Genomic DNA, 17,310 nt, shown 5'->3' on the forward strand with positions numbered 1-17,310 from the left:
GGCACGCCCGGCGCCGCGGTCTCGCCGGACCGGGCCGGCTGCGCGGGCGGTTCCGCGGGCAGGGCGGCGGCCGCCGCCTCCTGGCGGGGGCGCGCGCGTTCCTGCGACCGGGCAGTCGGCGGCTGCCGGCCTTCGTGGGAGGTGGGATGCTCCGTCACGCGTGGGATTCCGTCCGTCCGGGCCGGTGGTGCGATGCACTCGCTCTTGTCGCCGATGCCGCACCGCGGACGGGGCTAAACCCCTCGTACGCAGCGGATGCGGACACTCCGCGCAGGTCGGCGACGGCGGGGGTCGGAACACCCGGGCGCACGTCCGGCACTGTTCTCCCCCTCGTGGGCGACTGGTGGTCAGGTCCTGCGCTGTGCTCGGCCTCCGGCGGACCGCCGGGCCCGTACCCGCCTTACCGCGCGGGCGGCCTGACGTGCTGTCGGATCACTCTGACGTGCTGTTCGTCCGGTCTCGGCCTTGCGGAGGACGATCCTACGTTTGAACCCCGGGGGCGCATCAAGGGTCTCACGGTGCCGTGTGCGCCGGAGTGCGGTCCCAGTCCGCCGGCAGCTCGGGAACCGGCCATTCCGGATCCGGTCGCCAGTGCTCCCAGCCGTCGGCGAACGGCGCGCCCCAGGCCTGGATCCGCTCGACCGCCCGCCGCCCCGCCTCCCGTACCCGCTCGGCCTGCGCCGGGGTCATCAGGCCGGCCCGCTGGGCCTGGGCGAACTCGTCCTCGTCCCGCCACAGCCAGCTGCGGTCGGGGTAGACGGAGATGTCGAGGAAGTGGTCCTCGGAGTCGACGCCCCCGGACCAGCGGGTCCGGGGCTCCTCCAGGTTCACGTACCAGCTGCGGAAGCGCCAGCCGCGCTCCCAGAACAGCCAGACCGACCAGGGATCCCCGGGCCGGGCCAGCTTCAGCACCCCGCTGCCGAACCAGTGCGCGCGCTCCGTGGTGCGCGGGGCGGTGTAGCGCGTGGCGAGCGGTTCCTCGTGCACGGGCGTGCCGTCGGCGAGCACGGGCCGTACGCATTCGGTGCCGGGCGCCATCCACACGGCGAGCAGCTCCGGGGTGTCCTGGACGACGGTCACGGGACGGCAGATGTGCACGTCGCCGGTGCCGTTGCCGCGGTAGCGCCAGAGAATGTGCTCCCCCGGCGCCCAGTGCTGAGGGCCGCCCGATCCTGTCATGCGCAGATCTTAGGGGGTGTCCCGCCGGTCGCGCCGGGCCCGGCGCGACCCGCCGGACACCCCCGTGGCGTCCACCCGCCACCGCGGCGGTACGGGTCAGGGGCGGGTCATGCGCAGGACGTCCAGCGCCTCGTCGAGCTGTTCCACCGTGAGCTCGCCCCGCTCGACGTAGCCCGACTCCAGCACCACCTCGCGGATGGTCTTCCGCTCCGCGAGGGACTTCTTGGCGACCTTGGCGGCCTCCTCGTAGCCGATGTACTTGTTCAGCGGGGTCACCACGGACGGGGAGGACTCGGCGTACTCGCGCGCCCGTTCCACGTTGGCGGTGATGCCGTCGACCGTGCGGTCGGCGAGCAGCCGGGAGGCGTTGGCGAGCAGCCGCACCGACTCCAGGAGGTTCTTCGCCATGACCGGGAGCATCACGTTGAGCTCGAAGTTCCCGGCGGCGCCCGCCACCGCGACCGTGGTGTCGTTTCCGGTCACCTGCGCGGCGACCATCAGGACCGCCTCCGGGATCACCGGGTTGACCTTGCCCGGCATGATCGAGGAGCCCGGCTGGAGGTCGGGCAGGTTGATCTCGGCGAGGCCGGTGCGCGGGCCGCTGGCCATCCACCGCAGATCGTTGGCGATCTTGGTGAGCGAGACGGCGATGGTCCTGAGCTGCCCGGACGTCTCCACCAGCCCGTCGCGGGCGCCTTGCGCCTCGAAGTGGTCGCGGGCCTCGGTCAGCGGCAGCCCGGTCGCCCGCGCCACCTCCGCGATGACGGCCGCGGAGAAGCCGGCCGGGGTGTTGATGCCGGTGCCCACCGCCGTACCGCCGAGGGGGAGTTCGGCGAGCCGGGGCAGGGCGGCGCGCAGCCGCTCGATCCCGTACCTGACCTGGGCCGCGTAACCGCCGAACTCCTGGCCGAGGGTGACGGGTGTGGCGTCCATGAGGTGCGTACGGCCCGACTTCACCACCGTCGCGAATTCGGCCGATTTTCGCTCCAGGGAATCGGCCAGGTGTTCCAGGGCGGGGACGAGGTCCCGGGTCACGGCGGCCGTGGCCGCGATGTGGATGGAGGAGGGGAAGACGTCGTTGGAGGACTGCGAGGCGTTCACGTGGTCGTTGGGGTGGACCTCGCGCCCCTCGGGCAGCCGCTCGGTGGCGAGCGTGGCGATCACCTCGTTGGTGTTCATGTTGGACGAGGTGCCGGAACCGGTCTGGAACACGTCGACGGGGAAGTGCTCGTCCCAGCGCCCCTCCGCGACCTCCCCGGCCGCCTCGGCGATCGCCTCCGCCCGGTCCTTGTCGATCACGCCGAGCTCGGCGTTGACCTTGGCCGCGGCTGCCTTGATCCGCGCCAGGGCCTCGATGTGGGCGCGCTCCAGGCGCTGGCCCGAGACCGGGAAGTTTTCCACCGCCCGCTGGGTCTGCGCCCGCCACTTGGCGTGCGCGGGCACGCGGACCTCTCCCATGGAGTCGTGCTCGATCCGGTATCCGTCAGTGTCGTTCATGTCCTCAACCTCCTGGACCGTGCTCGTCGGGCGGCCGCTGTGTCCCCCCGAACCCCCCGGAAAAGATGAGCACTTGTCTTGTTCGATGTATTCCCCTCGGGCGTACCCGCCAGTAAAAACCGTGGGTAACCCCACTTCCAGGAGGCGCAATGACGCGCACCAGGTTCAGACTCCGCCGGCCCATCGCGGCCGCTGTCGCCGCCGCGGCCGCCGCCACGCTCGCCGCGACCACCGCCACACCGGCCGGAGCCACCGGAACGGCGGCCACCGCGACGGCCGGCCCGGTCTCCCGGACCGCCGCCACCTCCGTACCCCTCCCGCCCGAGCTGGAGGCGATCCGCGCCGCCGAGGCCACCCGCATCTACGGAAGCCCCGAGGAGCGCCCCCTCCACCAGCGGAAGACCGGCCTGATCTCGCTCGGCGACAGCGAGATCTCCGGCGAGGGCGTCGGGACCTACGAGCCCCCGACCAACGGCCCCACCAACTGGTGCCACCGCTCTCCCGACGCCGCCATCCACCGCACCGGAATCCCCGCGGACCTCACGTTCAACGTGTCCTGTTCCGGCGCCTCCAGCGTCCACATCAAAATCGGCGGCTCGAAGCAGTACGCCGACGAACTCGTCCAGAGCGACAACCTCGCCATCAAGGCGCGCAACACCCGCCTCAAGATGATCGTGCTCGTCTCCGGCGCCAACGACGACCTCCAGTTCGGCCCCGTGATGACCGACTGCGTCCAGCGCTTCGTCCTCAGCCAGGGCCCCTGTGAACCGAAGTACGCCCCCGGCTGGCAGTCCCGCGTCGACGCCCTCGTCCCCAAGACCGAGCAGGTCGTCCGCGACCTGCGCACCGTCATGCGCGACGCCGGGTACGCCGACGGCGACTACAAGCTCGTCGTCATGGGCTACCCGAGCCCCATCGGCCCCGACTTCCACGACAACCCCGGCTTCCCCGGCAAGCTGGCCTGTGGCGGCATGGGCTACGACTCCGACACCGCCTGGGGCCGCAACACCGCCGTGCCCGCCTTCGAACGCGGCATGCGGAAGGTCGCCGCCGCCACCGGCGCCGTCTACCTCGACAACTCGCGCCTCTTCCACGGCCACGAGGTCTGCATGGAGGACACCTGGGCCCGCGGCCTCTACGTCGACCTCTCCAAGCCCGGCGGCCTCGACGAGAACTCCGTACGGCAGTCCTTCCACCCCAACAGGAACGGCCACACCGCCTTCGCCTCCTGCCTGACCCAGCTGTACGCCTCCGGGCTGCGCGAGGCGAGCTGCGCCGACGTCAACTCCTCGGGCAGGCCGGCCCTCTTCCCCTTCGCCTGGGACGACGTCTACAAGCCGCTGAAGAACCAGGCCACCGGCGACTGCCTCGACACCGACTCCGCGAAGAGCGCCAACGGCACGCGGGTGCTCGGCTGGGACTGCCACGGTGGCCGCAACCAGGGCTGGTGGTACGACCCGGCGCACCAGACGCTCCACACCGAGCTCACCCAGGACCGCTGCGTGGACGTGCCGGACTCCGCCTACCGGGCGGGCACGGCCGCGCTCCTCTGGAACTGCCACGGCGGCGCCAACCAGAAGTTCCTCCGCGACGGCGCCACCCTGCGCCCCGCCGCCGCGACCCACCTCTGCCTCACCCAGAGCGCACCGAAGGAGCCGGTCCGGCTCCAGCCCTGCGACGGCTCGGCGAACCAGCGGTTCGCCTAGCCGACGGGAGCGTCACCGGCGGCGGGGCAGCGGCCTGCGGGGTCCCGGTCAGAGGACCTTGAGTGTCGTGCGGGCCAGTTCGTAGGCGGGCAGCATCGCCCGGTGCTCGTCGGTGTCGAGCCCGCCGAGGTGGACGATGACCGTGCCCCGGGGGGTCGCCACGGCGAAGGCACGCTCCTCCTTGACCTCGCCGAGTGCTTCGTCGTGGGCGGTGTACGTGACCTCGGTGGCGGGCAGCGTGCCCGCCACCGTCTCCCGGTAGGTGACGCCCGAGGTTTTCTTCTCCGCCTTCACGAACCCTTCGAGGGCCGTACGCGCCGGGCCCTTGCCGGCGGCCGTCCAGATCCGCAGGAAGCCGAGGTGTCCGGCCGGCTTGGCGTCCACCTCGCAGCGGGCGAACGCCGGCCCCCGGCGGGTCAGCGCCGCGAACTCCGGGTTCTCGGGGTCCTCGATCGCCTCCGGCTCCCAGTCCGCGGCGAGCCCGAAGGAGACGGGCAGCGGGCAGGCCGTCCCCGGCCCGCCCAGCGTCGCCGCGGCGGTCACCCCGGCGGACGGGGACGCGGACGCCGTGGCGGGGGCCGGGGTCGTGGAGGCCTGCGGCGCCGCGGCCCCGGCTCCGCAGCCGGTGGTCAGCAGTCCCGCCGTGAGCAGGACGGCCGACACGGCGGCGGCCCGTATCGAACGTGGTCTCTCTGGCATGGCGCCATCATCCCCGACGGGCGGGGGCCCTCCCGCGCGGGCCCCCGCCCGCCGCCGCGCGTCAGGAGAGCTTGCCGTAGTCCGGCAGCTTGTAGGTCCGCTCGGCGTGGCCGCCGACCAGGTCGGTGGTGTTGTTGCCGATGTTCGCGATGATCGTGTAGCCCTTCGCCTCGATCTCCGCCCGCTTCTCCGTCTTGTACGCGCTCACCTCGCCGAACAGGTCGGGCAGCGAGCGCACGTACAGACCGTCGACCGGGTAGCCGACCTGCCGCAGGTTCCAGTCCGTGAGGGAGTGGATGATGCCGGGCCGTGCCGTCACGAAGAAGATGTCCACCCCGCGCGCGTGCGCGTCCCGGACGAGGGTGCGGACCTCGGGGATGGCGGGGGTCGGCAGCTCCCAGAACGGGTGGAAGTCGGTCTCCAGGGAGCTGTTGTCGATGTCGAGGACGATCGCCTGCTTCTCGCGGCCGGCGTCCTTCGCGCGTTCCTCGATGTACGGGCGGGCCTCGGCCACCACGGCCGCCACGTCCCGGCGCCAGGTCCCGTAGTCGATGTCCGCGACGGCGGCGGTCGAGGCGAGGTGGGTGTCGGGGGAGGCGGCCACGGCGCCCGGCGCCGGGCCGACGACGAGGAACGCGGTCAGGGCGAGCGTGGCGGTGGCACCGGCGGTCCTCGCGGACCTGGTGGACGTGACGGAGGGCAGGGCGGAGGGCATGGGGGGCTCCCGAGAGGTCGACCGACTCAGTGGTTGACATGCTCGCGACCCATACTGACCAGTAGGCGACGGGAGGGCTACCAGTCGGTAGCGACTTTCTGAGCGCGGTCCGACGAAGTGCCGGCGCGGCGACCGGGAGCCGCCCGCGACGCGGAAGCCCCCCGGCCCGGAAGGCCGAGGGGCTGTGAACGCGAAGAAACTGACCCCGCGTCAGGAAAGCTGGGAGCCCTGGCGCACCGGGATGTGCGTGAAGGTCGGCTCCGGCGCCGGGTTCTGGAAGAAGTCGTTGCCCTTGTCGTCCACCACGATGAACGCCGGGAAGTCCTCGACCTCGATCTTCCAGACCGCCTCCATGCCGAGCTCCTCGTACTCGACGACCTCGACCTTCTTGATGCAGTCCTGCGCGAGGCGCGCCGCCGGACCGCCGATCGACCCCAGGTAGAAGCCGCCGTGCGTGCCGCAGGCGTCGGTGACCTGCTGGGAGCGGTTGCCCTTGGCCAGCATGATCTTCGAGCCGCCCGCCGCCTGGAACTGCTCCACGTAGCTGTCCATGCGGCCGGCCGTCGTCGGACCGAAGGAGCCGGAGGCGTACCCCTCGGGGGTCTTCGCCGGGCCCGCGTAGTACACCGGGTGGTCCTTCAGGTACTGCGGCATCTCCTCGCCCGCGTCCAGGCGCTCCTTGATCTTGGCGTGCGCGATGTCGCGCGCCACGACCAGCGGGCCGGTGAGCGAGAGCCGCGTCTTGACCGGGTACTTCGTCAGCTCGGCCAGGATGTCGTCCATCGGCTGGTTGAGGTCGATCTTCACGACCTCGCCCTCGTCCAGGTGGGCGTCCTCGGTGTCCGGCAGGAAACGCGCCGGGTCGGTCTCCAGCTGCTCCAGGAAGACGCCCTCGGCCGTGATCTTCGCGACGGCCTGGCGGTCGGCCGAGCAGGAGACGGCCAGGGCGACGGGCAGCGAGGCGCCGTGGCGGGGGAGGCGGACCACGCGGACGTCGTGGCAGAAGTACTTGCCGCCGAACTGCGCGCCGATGCCGATCTTCTGCGTCAGCTCGAAGACCTTCTCCTCCAGCTCCTTGTCGCGGAAGCCGTGGCCCGTCGTGGCGTCGCCCTCGGTGGGCAGCTCGTCCAGGTAGTGGGCGGAGGCGTACTTCGCGGTCTTCAGCGCGAACTCGGCGGAGGTGCCGCCGACGACGATCGCCAGGTGGTACGGCGGGCAGGCGGCCGTGCCGAGCGAGCGGATCTTCTCCTCCAGGAACTTCATCATGGAGGCCTCGTTCAGGACCGCCTTGGTCTCCTGGTAGAGGAAGGACTTGTTGGCCGAGCCACCGCCCTTGGCCATGAAGAGGAACTTGTACGCCCCGCCGTCGGTGGCGTACAGCTCGATCTGCGCGGGCAGGTTCGAGCCGGTGTTCTTCTCCTCCCACATGGTCACCGGGGCCATCTGCGAGTAGCGCAGGTTGAGCTCGGTGTACGCGTCGTAGATGCCCTGCGAGAGGGCCTTCTCGTCCTCGCCCCGGGTCAGCACGTTCTGGCCGCGCTTGCCCATGACGATCGCGGTGCCGGTGTCCTGGCACATGGGCAGGACGCCCGCGGCGGCGATGTTGGCGTTCTTCAGCAGGTCGAGCGCGACGAACTTGTCGTTGCTCGACGCCTCCGGGTCGTCGATGATCCGCCGCAGCTGCGCCAGGTGAGCCGGGCGCAGGAAGTGCTGGATGTCGTGGATCGCCTCGGCGGCCAGCTTGCGCAGCGCCTCGGGTTCGACCTTGAGGAACGTACGGCCGTCGGCCTCGAAGGTGGAGACACCTTCGGAGGTCACCAGGCGGTAGGGCGTGGTGTCCTCTCCCAGCGGGAGCAGATCGGAGTACGCGAACGCAGGGCCGGGGCGGCGGGAAACAGGGGACATGACGGCGGCCATTCCTCACTCGGCAGACAGCGCGCCGTCTCCGGTGACGGCGCGCCTCAAGCGTAGAACGCGGGCGGGACGCCGATCCTGTGAGGTAAGGCTCACTGGGCGCCGCGACCGCTCCGGAACGGAGTATTCCGGGGGTGGACGGCCGGGACGGGCAGCCGGCTCGGCCGGCGGGGACGGCGCGCACGGGGGCGGGTCAGCTCCCGCCCGCGCCCCAACGCGCCCTTGCCGGCGGCCGGTTCCCGGACGACGCGCCGGGATCTCCGGCCCCGCCCCCTGGTCGCGATCTATCGCGTTTCGCTACGCTGACTCCGTGGACCTCGAAAAGCAGCCCGACCCCGAGAAGCAGCCGCGGCCCCCGGCGGCGGCCCCCGCCGAGCCGGCCGTCGCCGACCCGCGCGGCGCCATGCGCGCCTCGGACGCCGACCGGGACCGGATCGCGGACATCCTCAGGGAGGCCCTGGCGGAGGGGCGCCTCGACCCGGAGGAGCACGCGGAACGCATCGACGCGGTCTACCGCGCCAAGACCGTGGGCGAGCTGGAGCCGATCGTCCGCGACCTCCCGGCCGACGCCCGCACCCGCCGCGCGCCCGACCCCGCCTACACCTACGCCGCGCCGGACGACGTGGACGGCGCCTCGGACAGTCTCGTCGCGGTCTTCTCCAGCACCACCCGCAAGGGCCGCTGGCGGGTCAGCCGCAGGACCAATGCCTTCGCCCTCTTCGGCACCATCGAGATCGACCTCACCGAGGCGATCTTCGCCCAGCGGCTCACGACCATCAACGCCACCTCGATCTTCGGGAACGTGGAGATCCGCGTCCCGGAGAACATCAGCCTGCGCGGCAACGGCAGCGGGGTCTTCGGCAACTTCGAGGTCGTGACCCTGGAGGGCGTCGACCCGCAGGCGCCGATGGTCGTCGTCAACGGCTACTCGGTCTTCGGGAACGTGGAGGCCCGCCCCAAGCGCGGCAAGTGGATCACCGACCTCCAGGGCAAGCTGCGCAAGCACCTCGGTCACTGAGCGGCGGGGACGGGACGGGCGCCTCGCCCGTCCGGCTTCCCCTCCGGCCGCGTCCTCCGGGGGGCCGGCCGTGAAGTGACCGGAATTCGCCGTCGGCCATCCGCAGTGCGGAACGGAGCCGTACGCAGTGCATAGGTGCACGCACAGCGGGTAAGGCTGCTCCATCGCCGCTCGCACGCGAAGCCGTCGTCAGGAGTAGACCGTGCTGCAACCGCCGCATCAGCCCCTCCAGGTCGCCGCAGTACCCCCTCAGCGCGCTCCCGCCCGCGAGGACGAGGGCGGTCCCTGGCACACGGAGGCGGTGTGCCGCCGGGACGAGGCCGGGCTGTTCTTCGCTCCCTCCAAGGAGCCGACGGCCGCCCGACTCGCCCGCGAGGAAGCCGCCAAGCGGGTCTGCGCACGCTGTCCCGTGATGGTCGACTGCCGGGAGCACGCCCTGCTGCAGCCCGAGCCGTACGGGGTGTGGGGCGGCCTCACGGCGGCCGAGCGCCGCGTCGTGCTCGCCCGGCGCCGGCGGCGCGAGGTGGAGCTGCGCAAGGCGGCGGCCACCGACGGCAGGATCGCCCAGGCCGGCTGACGCGGCCGCCGGACCTGGCCCCCGTACGGGAAGGGGCGCCCCCACCGCACATGGGGGCGCCCCTTTTCGTGCCGCTGCTCCGGGCCAGGGTCTCTATCCGAAAGACAGGCCCTAGTTGGCCCGGTCGAAGTCGATCTTGCTGTAGGCGCGGAGCTTCGACAGGCGGTGCGTCGAGTCGATCTGGCGGATCGTGCCCGACTTCGAGCGCATGACGAGCGACTGCGTGGTCGCCGTCTCGGCGCGGTAGCGCACCCCGCGCAGCAGCTCACCGTCGGTGATGCCGGTGGCCACGAAGAAGACGTTCTCGCCGCTGACCAGGTCGTTGGTGGAGAGCACCCGGTCCAGGTCGTGGCCCGCGTCGAGGGCCTTCTGCCGCTCGGCGTCGTCCTTCGGCCAGAGCTTGCCCTGGATCACGCCGCCGAGGCACTTGATGGCGCAGGCGGAGATGATGCCCTCGGGCGTGCCGCCGATGCCCATGAGCATGTCCACGCCGGTGCCCTCGCGGACGGCCATGATCGAACCGGCGACGTCGCCGTCCGAGATGAACTTGATCCGGGCGCCGGTCTCGCGGATCTCCCGGACGATGCCCTCGTGACGGGGCCGGTCCAGGATGACGACCGTGATGTCCTCGGGGGAGGAGTTCTTGGCCTTGGCGACCCGGCGGATGTTCACCGACACGGGCGCGTCGATGTCGACGTAGTCGGCGGCCTCGGGGCCGGTGACCAGCTTGTCCATGTAGAAGACCGCGGACGGGTCGAACATGGTGCCGCGGTCGGCGGCGGCCAGCACGGCGATCGCGTTCGGCATGCCCTTGGCGTTCAGGGTGGTGCCGTCGATCGGGTCGACCGCGATGTCGACCTCGGCGCCGGTGCCGTCGCCGACCCGCTCGCCGTTGAACAGCATCGGGGCTTCGTCCTTCTCGCCCTCGCCGATGACGACGACGCCGTTCATCGAGACGGTGGAGATCAGGGTCCGCATGGCGTTGACCGCCGCGCCGTCCGCGCCGATCTTGTCGCCGCGGCCGACCCAGCGGCCGGCTGCCATGGCGGCGGCCTCGGTGACGCGGACCAGCTCGAGGGCGAGGTTGCGGTCCGGGGCCTCGGGAGAGACCTCCAGCTCGGGCGGGAGGTGGTGCTCGGTCATCGGAGCGCACCTTTCTGTACGGCGACGGCCGGGAAAAAGAGGGTGCTGCGACTCTATCGGTACGTCGACATATTGAGCAGAGGGGCCCACGTATGAGCGCCGCACCATGATGCGACCATGGGGGCGTGGCAGGTATGCGAGGCAGGCAGACGGTACGCGGGATGTTCCAGTCCCTCGGGGTGATCATGGTCGCCGCGGGTGTGATGTATCTCTTCATCCCGCATGACGAGAACGCGGAACCGGTGAAGGAGAAGGACTACCGGGTCGAGCTGATCACGGCCCAGCGGGCGGCGCCGTATCCGGTGCTGGCGCCCGAGGGCCTCGGCGAGGGCTGGAAGGCCACGGTCGTCTCGTACAAGCGGGAGAAGGGCGACGCCTGGCAGCTCGGCTTCCTCTCCCCCGACACCCAGTACGTGGCCATCCACCAGTCGACGTCCGAGCCGAGGAAGTACGTGCCGGACGTCACGCACGAGGCGAAGAACACCGGGAAGACGCAGACGGTGGCAGGCCGGGTGTGGCAGCGCTGGGAGGGCCCGAAGTACGACGCGCTGGTCCGCACGGACGGCGGGGCGACGACCGTCGTGACCGGTACGGCCTCCTTCGACCGGCTGGCCGAGATGGCGGGCGCGCTGCGGGCGAAGAAGGCCTGAGGGTCCGGCCCCCCCGAGCGCCGGACCCCGGACCGGACGCGGGAAGGCCCCCGAGTGCGCGCACTCGGGGGCCTTCCCGCACTCCACGGTCCGCGCGGCGGCGTCAGACGGTGGTGACGACCTCGTCGAAGGCCAGGCGCGGGGAGCGCGGGAACCAGGCGTCCTCGCCCGGCTTGCCGATGTTGACGACCATCAGCGGGGTGTGGTCGTCGTCCAGGAACTCCTTCTGGAGGCCGGCGAAGTCCAGACCGGTCATCGGACCGGCGGCCAGGCCGGCGGCCCGCACGCCCACGATGAAGTAGGCGGCCTGGAGGGCGGCGTTCAGCAGAGCCGACTGCTCGCGGGCCGGGCGCTCGGCGAAGAACATGTCCTTGGCCTGCGGGAAGTGCGGCAGCAGGGCCGGGAGCTCCTCGTGGAACTCGTTGTCCGCGGAGAGTATCGCGACCAGCGGGGCGGCGGCGGTCTTCGCCTGGTTGCCCTCGGCCATGTGCTTGACCAGGCGCTCACGGGCCTCGGGCGACCGCACCAGGGTGATGCGCAGCGGCGTCTGGTTGAAGGCGGTCGGGCCGTACTTCACCAGGTCGTAGATCGCCTGGACCTGCTCGTCGGTCACCGGCTCGTCGGTGAACGTGTTGGCGGTACGGGCCTCGCGGAAGAGGAGGTCCTGGGCGGCGGGGTCAAGAACGAGAGACATGCTGCGTACCTTCCGGACTGCAAGAGGAGTGCTCGCGAGGGGAGTGCGGGCGACGTCTTCGACAGTACGCCCGGGATTGATGAAAATTCAACTAATCCATGCGGATAGTGATCCGCTTCACGCTCGCCGAGTCTACGTGCCCGGACGACCGGTTGGTCGTGAACAGGACAGAAGCCTCTCCCGTACGAGCCCGGCCCGGCCGCCCCCGCCGTACGAACCGTCCCTCACGCCTCGTCGTCCGCGTCCCCGTCCGCACCGCCCCCGGCAGCCCGCTCCGCCGCCAGGGAGGCGTCGAGGCGGGCCCGCGCGCCCTCCAGCCAGTGCCGGCAGACCTTCGCCAGCTCCTCCCCGCGCTCCCACAGCGCCAAGGACTCCTCCAGCGTGGTGCCGCCCTGCTCCAGGCGCCTGACCACCTCGATCAGCTCGTCCCGCGCCTGCTCGTACCCGAGCGCCGCCTCGGGACCCGCGCCCGCCTCCGTACCCGTACCGCTCGCCATCCTCTTCCGTCCTCCGTGTCGTCGTGTCTGTTCCTGGGCCCGCGCCGCGTCAGGGGGCGCCCGGCACGCGGCGTACCGCGAACTCGCCCTCCGCCACCCTGGCGCGCAGGTCCTCGCCGTCCGCGACGTCCTCGGGCGAGCGGACCACCGCCCCGTCGGGCCGCTGAAGCACCGCGTACCCGCGCTCCATCGTCGCGGCCGGGGAGAGCGCCCGGACCCGGGCCCGGGTGTGCGACAGCTCCGAGTCAGCCCGGTCGAGCAGATGGCCCAGCACCCGCCGGCTCCGCGCCAGGAGCGCGTCGAGTTCGTCCTCGCGGACCTCCACCATCCGCTGCGGGTGCTCCATGACGGGCCGGGCCAGCGCGTGCGCCAGGCCGCGCTCCTCCCGCTCCAGGAGCCCCCGCACGGACCGCAGGGCCCGGTCCCGCAGGCCCCGCACCCGGTCGAGCTCCTCGCCCACGTCGGGCACGACCTTCTTGGCCGCGTCCGTCGGCGTCGAGGCGCGCAGGTCCGCCACCAGGTCGAGCAGCGGAGCGTCCGGCTCGTGCCCGATCGCGGACACGACCGGCGTACGGCAGTCGGCCACCGCCCGTACCAGTTGCTCGTCGGAGAACGGCAGCAGATCCTCGACGCTGCCGCCGCCCCGCGCCACGATGATCACGTCCACGCCCTCGTGCGCGTCGAGCTCCCTCACCGCCTGGATCACCTGCGGCACCGCCCGGACGCCCTGCACCGCCACGTTCCGCACCTCGAAGCGGACGGCGGGCCAGCGCCGCCGCGCGTTCTCCAGGACGTCCCGCTCGGCCGCCGAGGCCCGGCCGCACACCAGACCCACCAGCTGCGGCAGGAACGGCAGCGGCCGCTTCCGGTCCAGGGCGAACAGCCCCTCCGACGCCAGGCTCCGCTTCAGCTGCTCCAGGCGCGCCAGCAGCTCACCGATCCCCACCGGTCTGATCTCGGCCGCCCGCAGCGACAGCTGCCCGCGCGGCGCGTACCACTCCGGTTTCGCGTGCACGACGACCCGGGCACCCTCGGACACGACGTCCGCCACCGCGTCGAACACCTGCCGGTAGCAGGTGACGCCGATGGAGATGTCGTGCGACGGATCGCGCAGCGTCAGGAAGACGACCCCGGCACCGGGGCGCCGCGAGAGCTGCGTGATCTGCCCCTCGACCCAGATCGCCCCGAGCCGGTCGATCCACCCGCCGATCAGCCGGGAGACCTGCCCGACGGGGAGGGGAGTTTCGGCGGACGTAGTCAGAGCCATGCACCGAGCGTAACGGCGAGGTCCGACAACGTCAGGACCGCGTGTCGGCGGGGGGCGCGGCTCGGTCCGTACGGCTCGGGCCCGGTGCGCGGTCCGTACGCCTCGGTCCGTACGCCTCGGTCCGTACGCCTCGGTCCGTGCGGCTCGGGCCGTATGCCTCGGGCCCGGTGCACCGAGCCCGTACGCCCCCGGGCCCGCACGCACCGGGTCGTGCCGCGCCCCGGCGTCTGCCCGGGGGTCCTGCCCGGGACGGTGAGCCCGGGGGCACCCGCACGGCCCGCGCACCGCTGGTCCGCGCTCCGGGCGCTGCCCACGGTCCCGCCCGGGCTCGGGCGCGGGCGGGACCGGCCCCCGGCCGGCCGCCGTCAGCCGCGCGTGCTCCGCGCGCCCCGGGACGTCCCCTGCACCGCCAGGACGACGAGGCCGACGCCCAGCCAGACCGCGCCCACGACCTGCGCCGCCCGCGAGGCCTCCACGATCACCGCGATCAGGATCGCCGCGCCGACCACCGGCAGGACGACGTGCTTCAGCCGGTTCGGCGGCCCCTCCGCCTTCCGTACGGCGAACCACCCCACCACGCTCGCGTGCAGCAGGACGAAGGCGGTGAGCGCGCCGACGTCCACCACCGACACCAGGTGGTCGAGGCCGTCGTCCCGTCGGGCCGCCCAGACCGCCGCGATCATCGTCACCGTCGCCGCCACGAGCAGCGCCACGCGCGGCACGCCCGCGTCCGTACGGGCCAGCACGTGCGGCAGCCGCCGGTCGCGGCCCATCGCGAACAGTAGCCGCCCGCCGGCGGCCTGTCCGGCCAGCGCGGCGAAGGCCGCGCCGATGGCCTTCGAGACCGCGACGAGATCGTGCAGCCAGCCGCCCACGGACGCGTCCACGGCGTCGTAGAAGGCCGAGCCCTGCTTCCCGGGATCGGCCGCGAGCTCGGCCGAGGAGACCGGTTCGAGGAGGGCCACCAGCCAGGTCTGGGCCACGAAGAGGACGCCCGCGAGCGCCAGACAGAACAGCACCGCCCGCGCCACCTTCCGCGATCCGCCCGTGACCTCCTCCGCGAAGGAGGCGATGGCGTCGAAGCCCAGGTACGACAGCACGGCCACCGACACCGCGCCGACGACCGCCGCGAGCGAGAAGGACAGGTCCCCGGTGAGCGGCGACCACCAGTCGCGCCGCGCCCCGTCCCGTACGAGCACGACCACCGCCGAGACGACGAAGACGAGCAGGACGGCGATCTCCATCGCCAGGACGGCGAAACCGACGCGGGCGGCCGCGCGGACACCCCACAGGTTGAGCAGGGTGGTGATCACGACCGCGATCCCGGTCCAGATCCACCGGTCCACCCCGGGGACCAGCGCCTCCATCGCGATGCCGGCGAAGAGGTAGGCGACGGCCGGGATCAGCAGGTAGTCGAGCATCGCCATCCACCCGGCGATGAATCCCGGCCCCTCGCCGAGCCCCTTGCGGGCGTACGTGAAGACCGAGCCGGCCTGCGGGGCGACCCGCACCATCTGCGCGTAGCTGAACGCGGTGAAGGCCATGGCGACCGTGGCCACGAGGTACACCAGGGCCACCGCCCCGTGCGACCGGGCGTCCAGCGTGCCGAAGACGCCCACCGGCGCCATGGGCGCGATGAACAGCAGGCCGTAGACCACCAGGTCCCGGAATCCGAGATTCCGCCGAAGTGTCCCGTGCTCCGCCACCTGTACGTCCTGAGCCATGGGCCCAGTTTCGGCCACGCCACCGATCAAAACGGCGACCGACGCGGCCTTACGATGGGACGCATGACTGCAACGCCCGCGACCACCCGCCCGAAGCGTGTCCTGCTCGCCGCTCCCCGTGGCTACTGCGCGGGCGTGGACCGTGCCGTGATCGCCGTGGAGAAGGCCCTGGAGCAGTACGGGGCGCCGATCTACGTCCGGCACGAGATCGTCCACAACAAGTACGTCGTCCAGACCCTGGAGCGCAAGGGCGCGATCTTCGTCGACCAGGCGACCGAGGTGCCGCCGGGCAACATCGTGATGTTCTCCGCGCACGGCGTCGCCCCGACCGTCCACGAGGAGGCCCGCCAGGGCCGGCTCGCCACGATCGACGCCACCTGCCCCCTGGTCACCAAGGTCCACAAGGAGGCCGTCCGCTTCGCCAAGGAGGACTTCGACATCCTCCTCATCGGTCACGAGGGCCACGAGGAGGTCATCGGCACCTCCGGCGAGGCCCCCGACCACATCCAGCTGGTCGACGGCCCCGAGGACGTCGCCAAGGTCGAGGTCCGCGACCCCTCCCGGGTCGTCTGGCTCTCCCAGACCACCCTCTCGGTCGACGAGACGATGGAGACGGTCGACGCGCTGAAGGAGAAGTTCCCGCAGCTCATCTCCCCGCCGTCCGACGACATCTGCTACGCCACGCAGAACCGCCAGACCGCGATCAAGGAGCTGGCCGGGCAGGCGGACCTCGTCATCGTCGTCGGCTCCAAGAACTCCTCGAACTCCCAGCGCATGGTCGACGTCGCCCTCCAGGCCGGCGTCCCAGCCGCCCACCTGGTCGACTTCGCGAGCGAGATCGACGAGGCCTGGCTGGAGGGCGTGACCACCGTCGGCCTCTCCTCCGGCGCCTCCGTCCCGGACGTCCTCGTCCAGGAGGTCCTGGAGTGGCTGTCCGAGCGCGGTTACCTGGACGTGGAGATCGTCAAGACCGCCGACGAGTCCCTCACCTTCTCCCTCCCGAAGGAACTCCGCCGCGACCTGCGCGCCGAGGCCGCCGGGCTCGTCAAGGAGTAACTTCCGGTCCGGTGCCCATACGGTGATTCCATGAACGTCTTCGGAGTGGACATCGGCGGCTCGGGCATCAAGGGCGCCCCCGTGGATCTGGAACGGGGTGCTCTCACCGAGGAACGTCACAAGGTACTGACCCCGCAGCCCGCCACACCCGACGGTGTGGCGGGCTGCGTCGCGGAAGTGGTGGAACACTTCGGGTGGTCCGGTCCCATCGGGGTGACCTTCCCCGGCGTGGTCACCGGTTCGACCATCCGTACCGCGGCCAACGTCGACAAGGGCTGGATCGGCGTCGACGCCGCCCGGCTCATCGGGGAGCGCGTCGGCGGCCTCCCGGTGACCGTCCTCAACGACGCCGACGCGGCCGGCCTCGCCGAGATGACCTTCGGCGCCGGCCGGGGCCGCACCGGCACCGTGATCATGCTGACCCTCGGTACGGGCATCGGTTCGGCCCTCTTCGTGGACGGCCGGCTCGTCCCCAACACCGAACTCGGCCACCTGGAGCTGAAGGGCCACGACGCCGAGAAGCGGGCCTCCGCGAAGGCCCGCGAGGACGAGGACCTGAGCTGGGAGCACTGGGCGACCCGGCGCCTGCAGAAGTACCTGGCGCACGTGGAGATGCTGTTCTCGCCCGAGCTCTTCATCATCGGCGGGGGAGTGAGCCGCAAGCCGGACAAGTTCCTCCCCCTCATCGAGGACATCCGCGCGGAGATCGTGCCCGCCCAGCTCCAGAACAACGCGGGCATCGTCGGCGCGGCGATGGCCGCCGCGTCACCGGAAGCCGGCGGCCGGGACCGGTCGGCCGGGTCCTGACACCGGCGGAACCGATCGCCCCCTGCCGTCGGGCAGCGCACCGGTCCCGGCCCCGCCTCGCCCCGTACGACTCCCTAGGTGTATTGACCCGCAGCGTTGTTGACGCGGGTGATGGGCGGGTGTCCGCTGAGTGCGGTGTGGCAGCGGTGGTGGTTGTAGGTGTGGAG

General features: G+C 71.9%; 16 protein-coding genes. 6 read left to right on the forward strand and 10 right to left on the reverse strand.

From position 1 onward, the window contains the following. Window positions 1-513 precede the first annotated feature (513 nt). Both fomD and ABTY40_RS30305 read right to left on the reverse strand, forming a co-directional pair. On the reverse strand, window positions 514-1,179 hold the full coding sequence (fomD, locus tag ABTY40_RS30300) for a cytidylyl-2-hydroxypropylphosphonate hydrolase (RefSeq protein ID WP_345284929.1): 666 nt from the start codon (window positions 1,177-1,179) through the stop codon (window positions 514-516). Window positions 1,180-1,275: 96 nt separating this feature from the next. Beyond that, the gene (locus ABTY40_RS30305; protein ID WP_352062443.1) at window positions 1,276-2,676 is read right to left on the reverse strand and encodes a class II fumarate hydratase; all 1,401 of its coding nucleotides are present in this window, start codon (window positions 2,674-2,676) and stop codon (window positions 1,276-1,278) included. A 149-nt stretch (window positions 2,677-2,825) separates the two neighbouring features. Between ABTY40_RS30305 and ABTY40_RS30310 the strand changes: the two genes are divergently transcribed. Beyond that, window positions 2,826-4,382: a ricin-type beta-trefoil lectin domain protein gene (locus tag ABTY40_RS30310; protein ID WP_352062444.1), complete on the forward strand. Its 1,557-nt coding sequence runs from the start codon at window positions 2,826-2,828 to the stop codon at window positions 4,380-4,382. A gap of 48 nt (window positions 4,383-4,430) precedes the next feature. Here the strand turns inward: ABTY40_RS30310 and ABTY40_RS30315 are convergent, their stop codons facing one another. The 3 genes from ABTY40_RS30315 to ABTY40_RS30325 form a co-directional block, all read right to left on the reverse strand. Then, entirely contained in the window at window positions 4,431-5,081 is a 651-nt protein-coding gene (locus tag ABTY40_RS30315; protein WP_352062445.1) for a lipoprotein, read from the reverse strand. Between the two features lie 61 nt (window positions 5,082-5,142). Next, complete coding sequence (locus tag ABTY40_RS30320) at window positions 5,143-5,796, reverse strand: HAD family acid phosphatase (protein WP_352062446.1); 654 nt, start codon at window positions 5,794-5,796, stop codon at window positions 5,143-5,145. Window positions 5,797-6,006: 210 nt separating this feature from the next. Further along, complete coding sequence (locus ABTY40_RS30325; protein WP_352062447.1) at window positions 6,007-7,701, reverse strand: fumarate hydratase; 1,695 nt, start codon at window positions 7,699-7,701, stop codon at window positions 6,007-6,009. Between the two features lie 319 nt (window positions 7,702-8,020). Here ABTY40_RS30325 and ABTY40_RS30330 point away from each other — a divergent pair, with 319 nt between their 5' ends. Then, complete coding sequence (locus ABTY40_RS30330; protein WP_352062448.1) at window positions 8,021-8,728, forward strand: DUF1707 SHOCT-like domain-containing protein; 708 nt, start codon at window positions 8,021-8,023, stop codon at window positions 8,726-8,728. A 202-nt stretch (window positions 8,729-8,930) separates the two neighbouring features. Further along, window positions 8,931-9,305, forward strand: a complete 375-nt coding sequence (locus ABTY40_RS30335; protein ID WP_345284918.1) for a WhiB family transcriptional regulator — start codon at window positions 8,931-8,933, stop codon at window positions 9,303-9,305. A 111-nt stretch (window positions 9,306-9,416) separates the two neighbouring features. Here ABTY40_RS30335 and glpX read toward each other — a convergent pair whose 3' ends face one another. Next, window positions 9,417-10,448 carry a class II fructose-bisphosphatase gene (gene glpX / locus ABTY40_RS30340; RefSeq protein WP_345284916.1) on the reverse strand — a complete coding sequence of 344 codons (1,032 nt, stop codon included), beginning with the start codon at window positions 10,446-10,448 and terminating at the stop codon, window positions 9,417-9,419. A 161-nt stretch (window positions 10,449-10,609) separates the two neighbouring features. Between glpX and ABTY40_RS30345 the strand changes: the two genes are divergently transcribed. Beyond that, on the forward strand, window positions 10,610-11,098 hold the full coding sequence (locus ABTY40_RS30345) for a DUF4245 domain-containing protein (RefSeq protein ID WP_502990711.1): 489 nt from the start codon (window positions 10,610-10,612) through the stop codon (window positions 11,096-11,098). A 103-nt stretch (window positions 11,099-11,201) separates the two neighbouring features. On the opposite strand, the gene ABTY40_RS30350 is transcribed toward ABTY40_RS30345, so the two are convergent. From ABTY40_RS30350 to ABTY40_RS30365, 4 genes are all read right to left on the reverse strand, one after another. Beyond that, window positions 11,202-11,792 (reverse strand): malonic semialdehyde reductase, encoded by a 591-nt coding sequence (locus ABTY40_RS30350; RefSeq protein WP_345284912.1) that lies wholly within the window; start codon window positions 11,790-11,792, stop codon window positions 11,202-11,204. 224 nt (window positions 11,793-12,016) lie between these two features. Further along, window positions 12,017-12,289, reverse strand: a complete 273-nt coding sequence (locus tag ABTY40_RS30355; protein ID WP_352062449.1) for an exodeoxyribonuclease VII small subunit — start codon at window positions 12,287-12,289, stop codon at window positions 12,017-12,019. 49 nt (window positions 12,290-12,338) lie between these two features. Then, window positions 12,339-13,556, reverse strand: coding sequence for an exodeoxyribonuclease VII large subunit (gene xseA, locus ABTY40_RS30360; protein ID WP_352062450.1), 1,218 nt, complete (start codon window positions 13,554-13,556; stop codon window positions 12,339-12,341). Between the two features lie 365 nt (window positions 13,557-13,921). Next, on the reverse strand, window positions 13,922-15,280 hold the full coding sequence (locus tag ABTY40_RS30365; RefSeq protein ID WP_352062451.1) for an APC family permease: 1,359 nt from the start codon (window positions 15,278-15,280) through the stop codon (window positions 13,922-13,924). Window positions 15,281-15,334: 54 nt separating this feature from the next. On the opposite strand from ABTY40_RS30365, the gene ABTY40_RS30370 reads away from it, so the two are divergent. Both ABTY40_RS30370 and ppgK read left to right on the forward strand, forming a co-directional pair. Next, window positions 15,335-16,336, forward strand: coding sequence for a 4-hydroxy-3-methylbut-2-enyl diphosphate reductase (locus ABTY40_RS30370; protein WP_352062452.1), 1,002 nt, complete (start codon window positions 15,335-15,337; stop codon window positions 16,334-16,336). A 30-nt stretch (window positions 16,337-16,366) separates the two neighbouring features. Continuing rightward, window positions 16,367-17,143 (forward strand): polyphosphate--glucose phosphotransferase, encoded by a 777-nt coding sequence (gene ppgK, locus ABTY40_RS30375; protein ID WP_345284902.1) that lies wholly within the window; start codon window positions 16,367-16,369, stop codon window positions 17,141-17,143. Window positions 17,144-17,310 lie beyond the last annotated feature (167 nt).

This window comes from Streptomyces sp. NPDC126503 (assembly GCF_040302405.1).
In the GTDB taxonomy this organism is placed as follows: Bacteria; Actinomycetota; Actinomycetes; order Streptomycetales; family Streptomycetaceae; genus Streptomyces; species Streptomyces gulbargensis.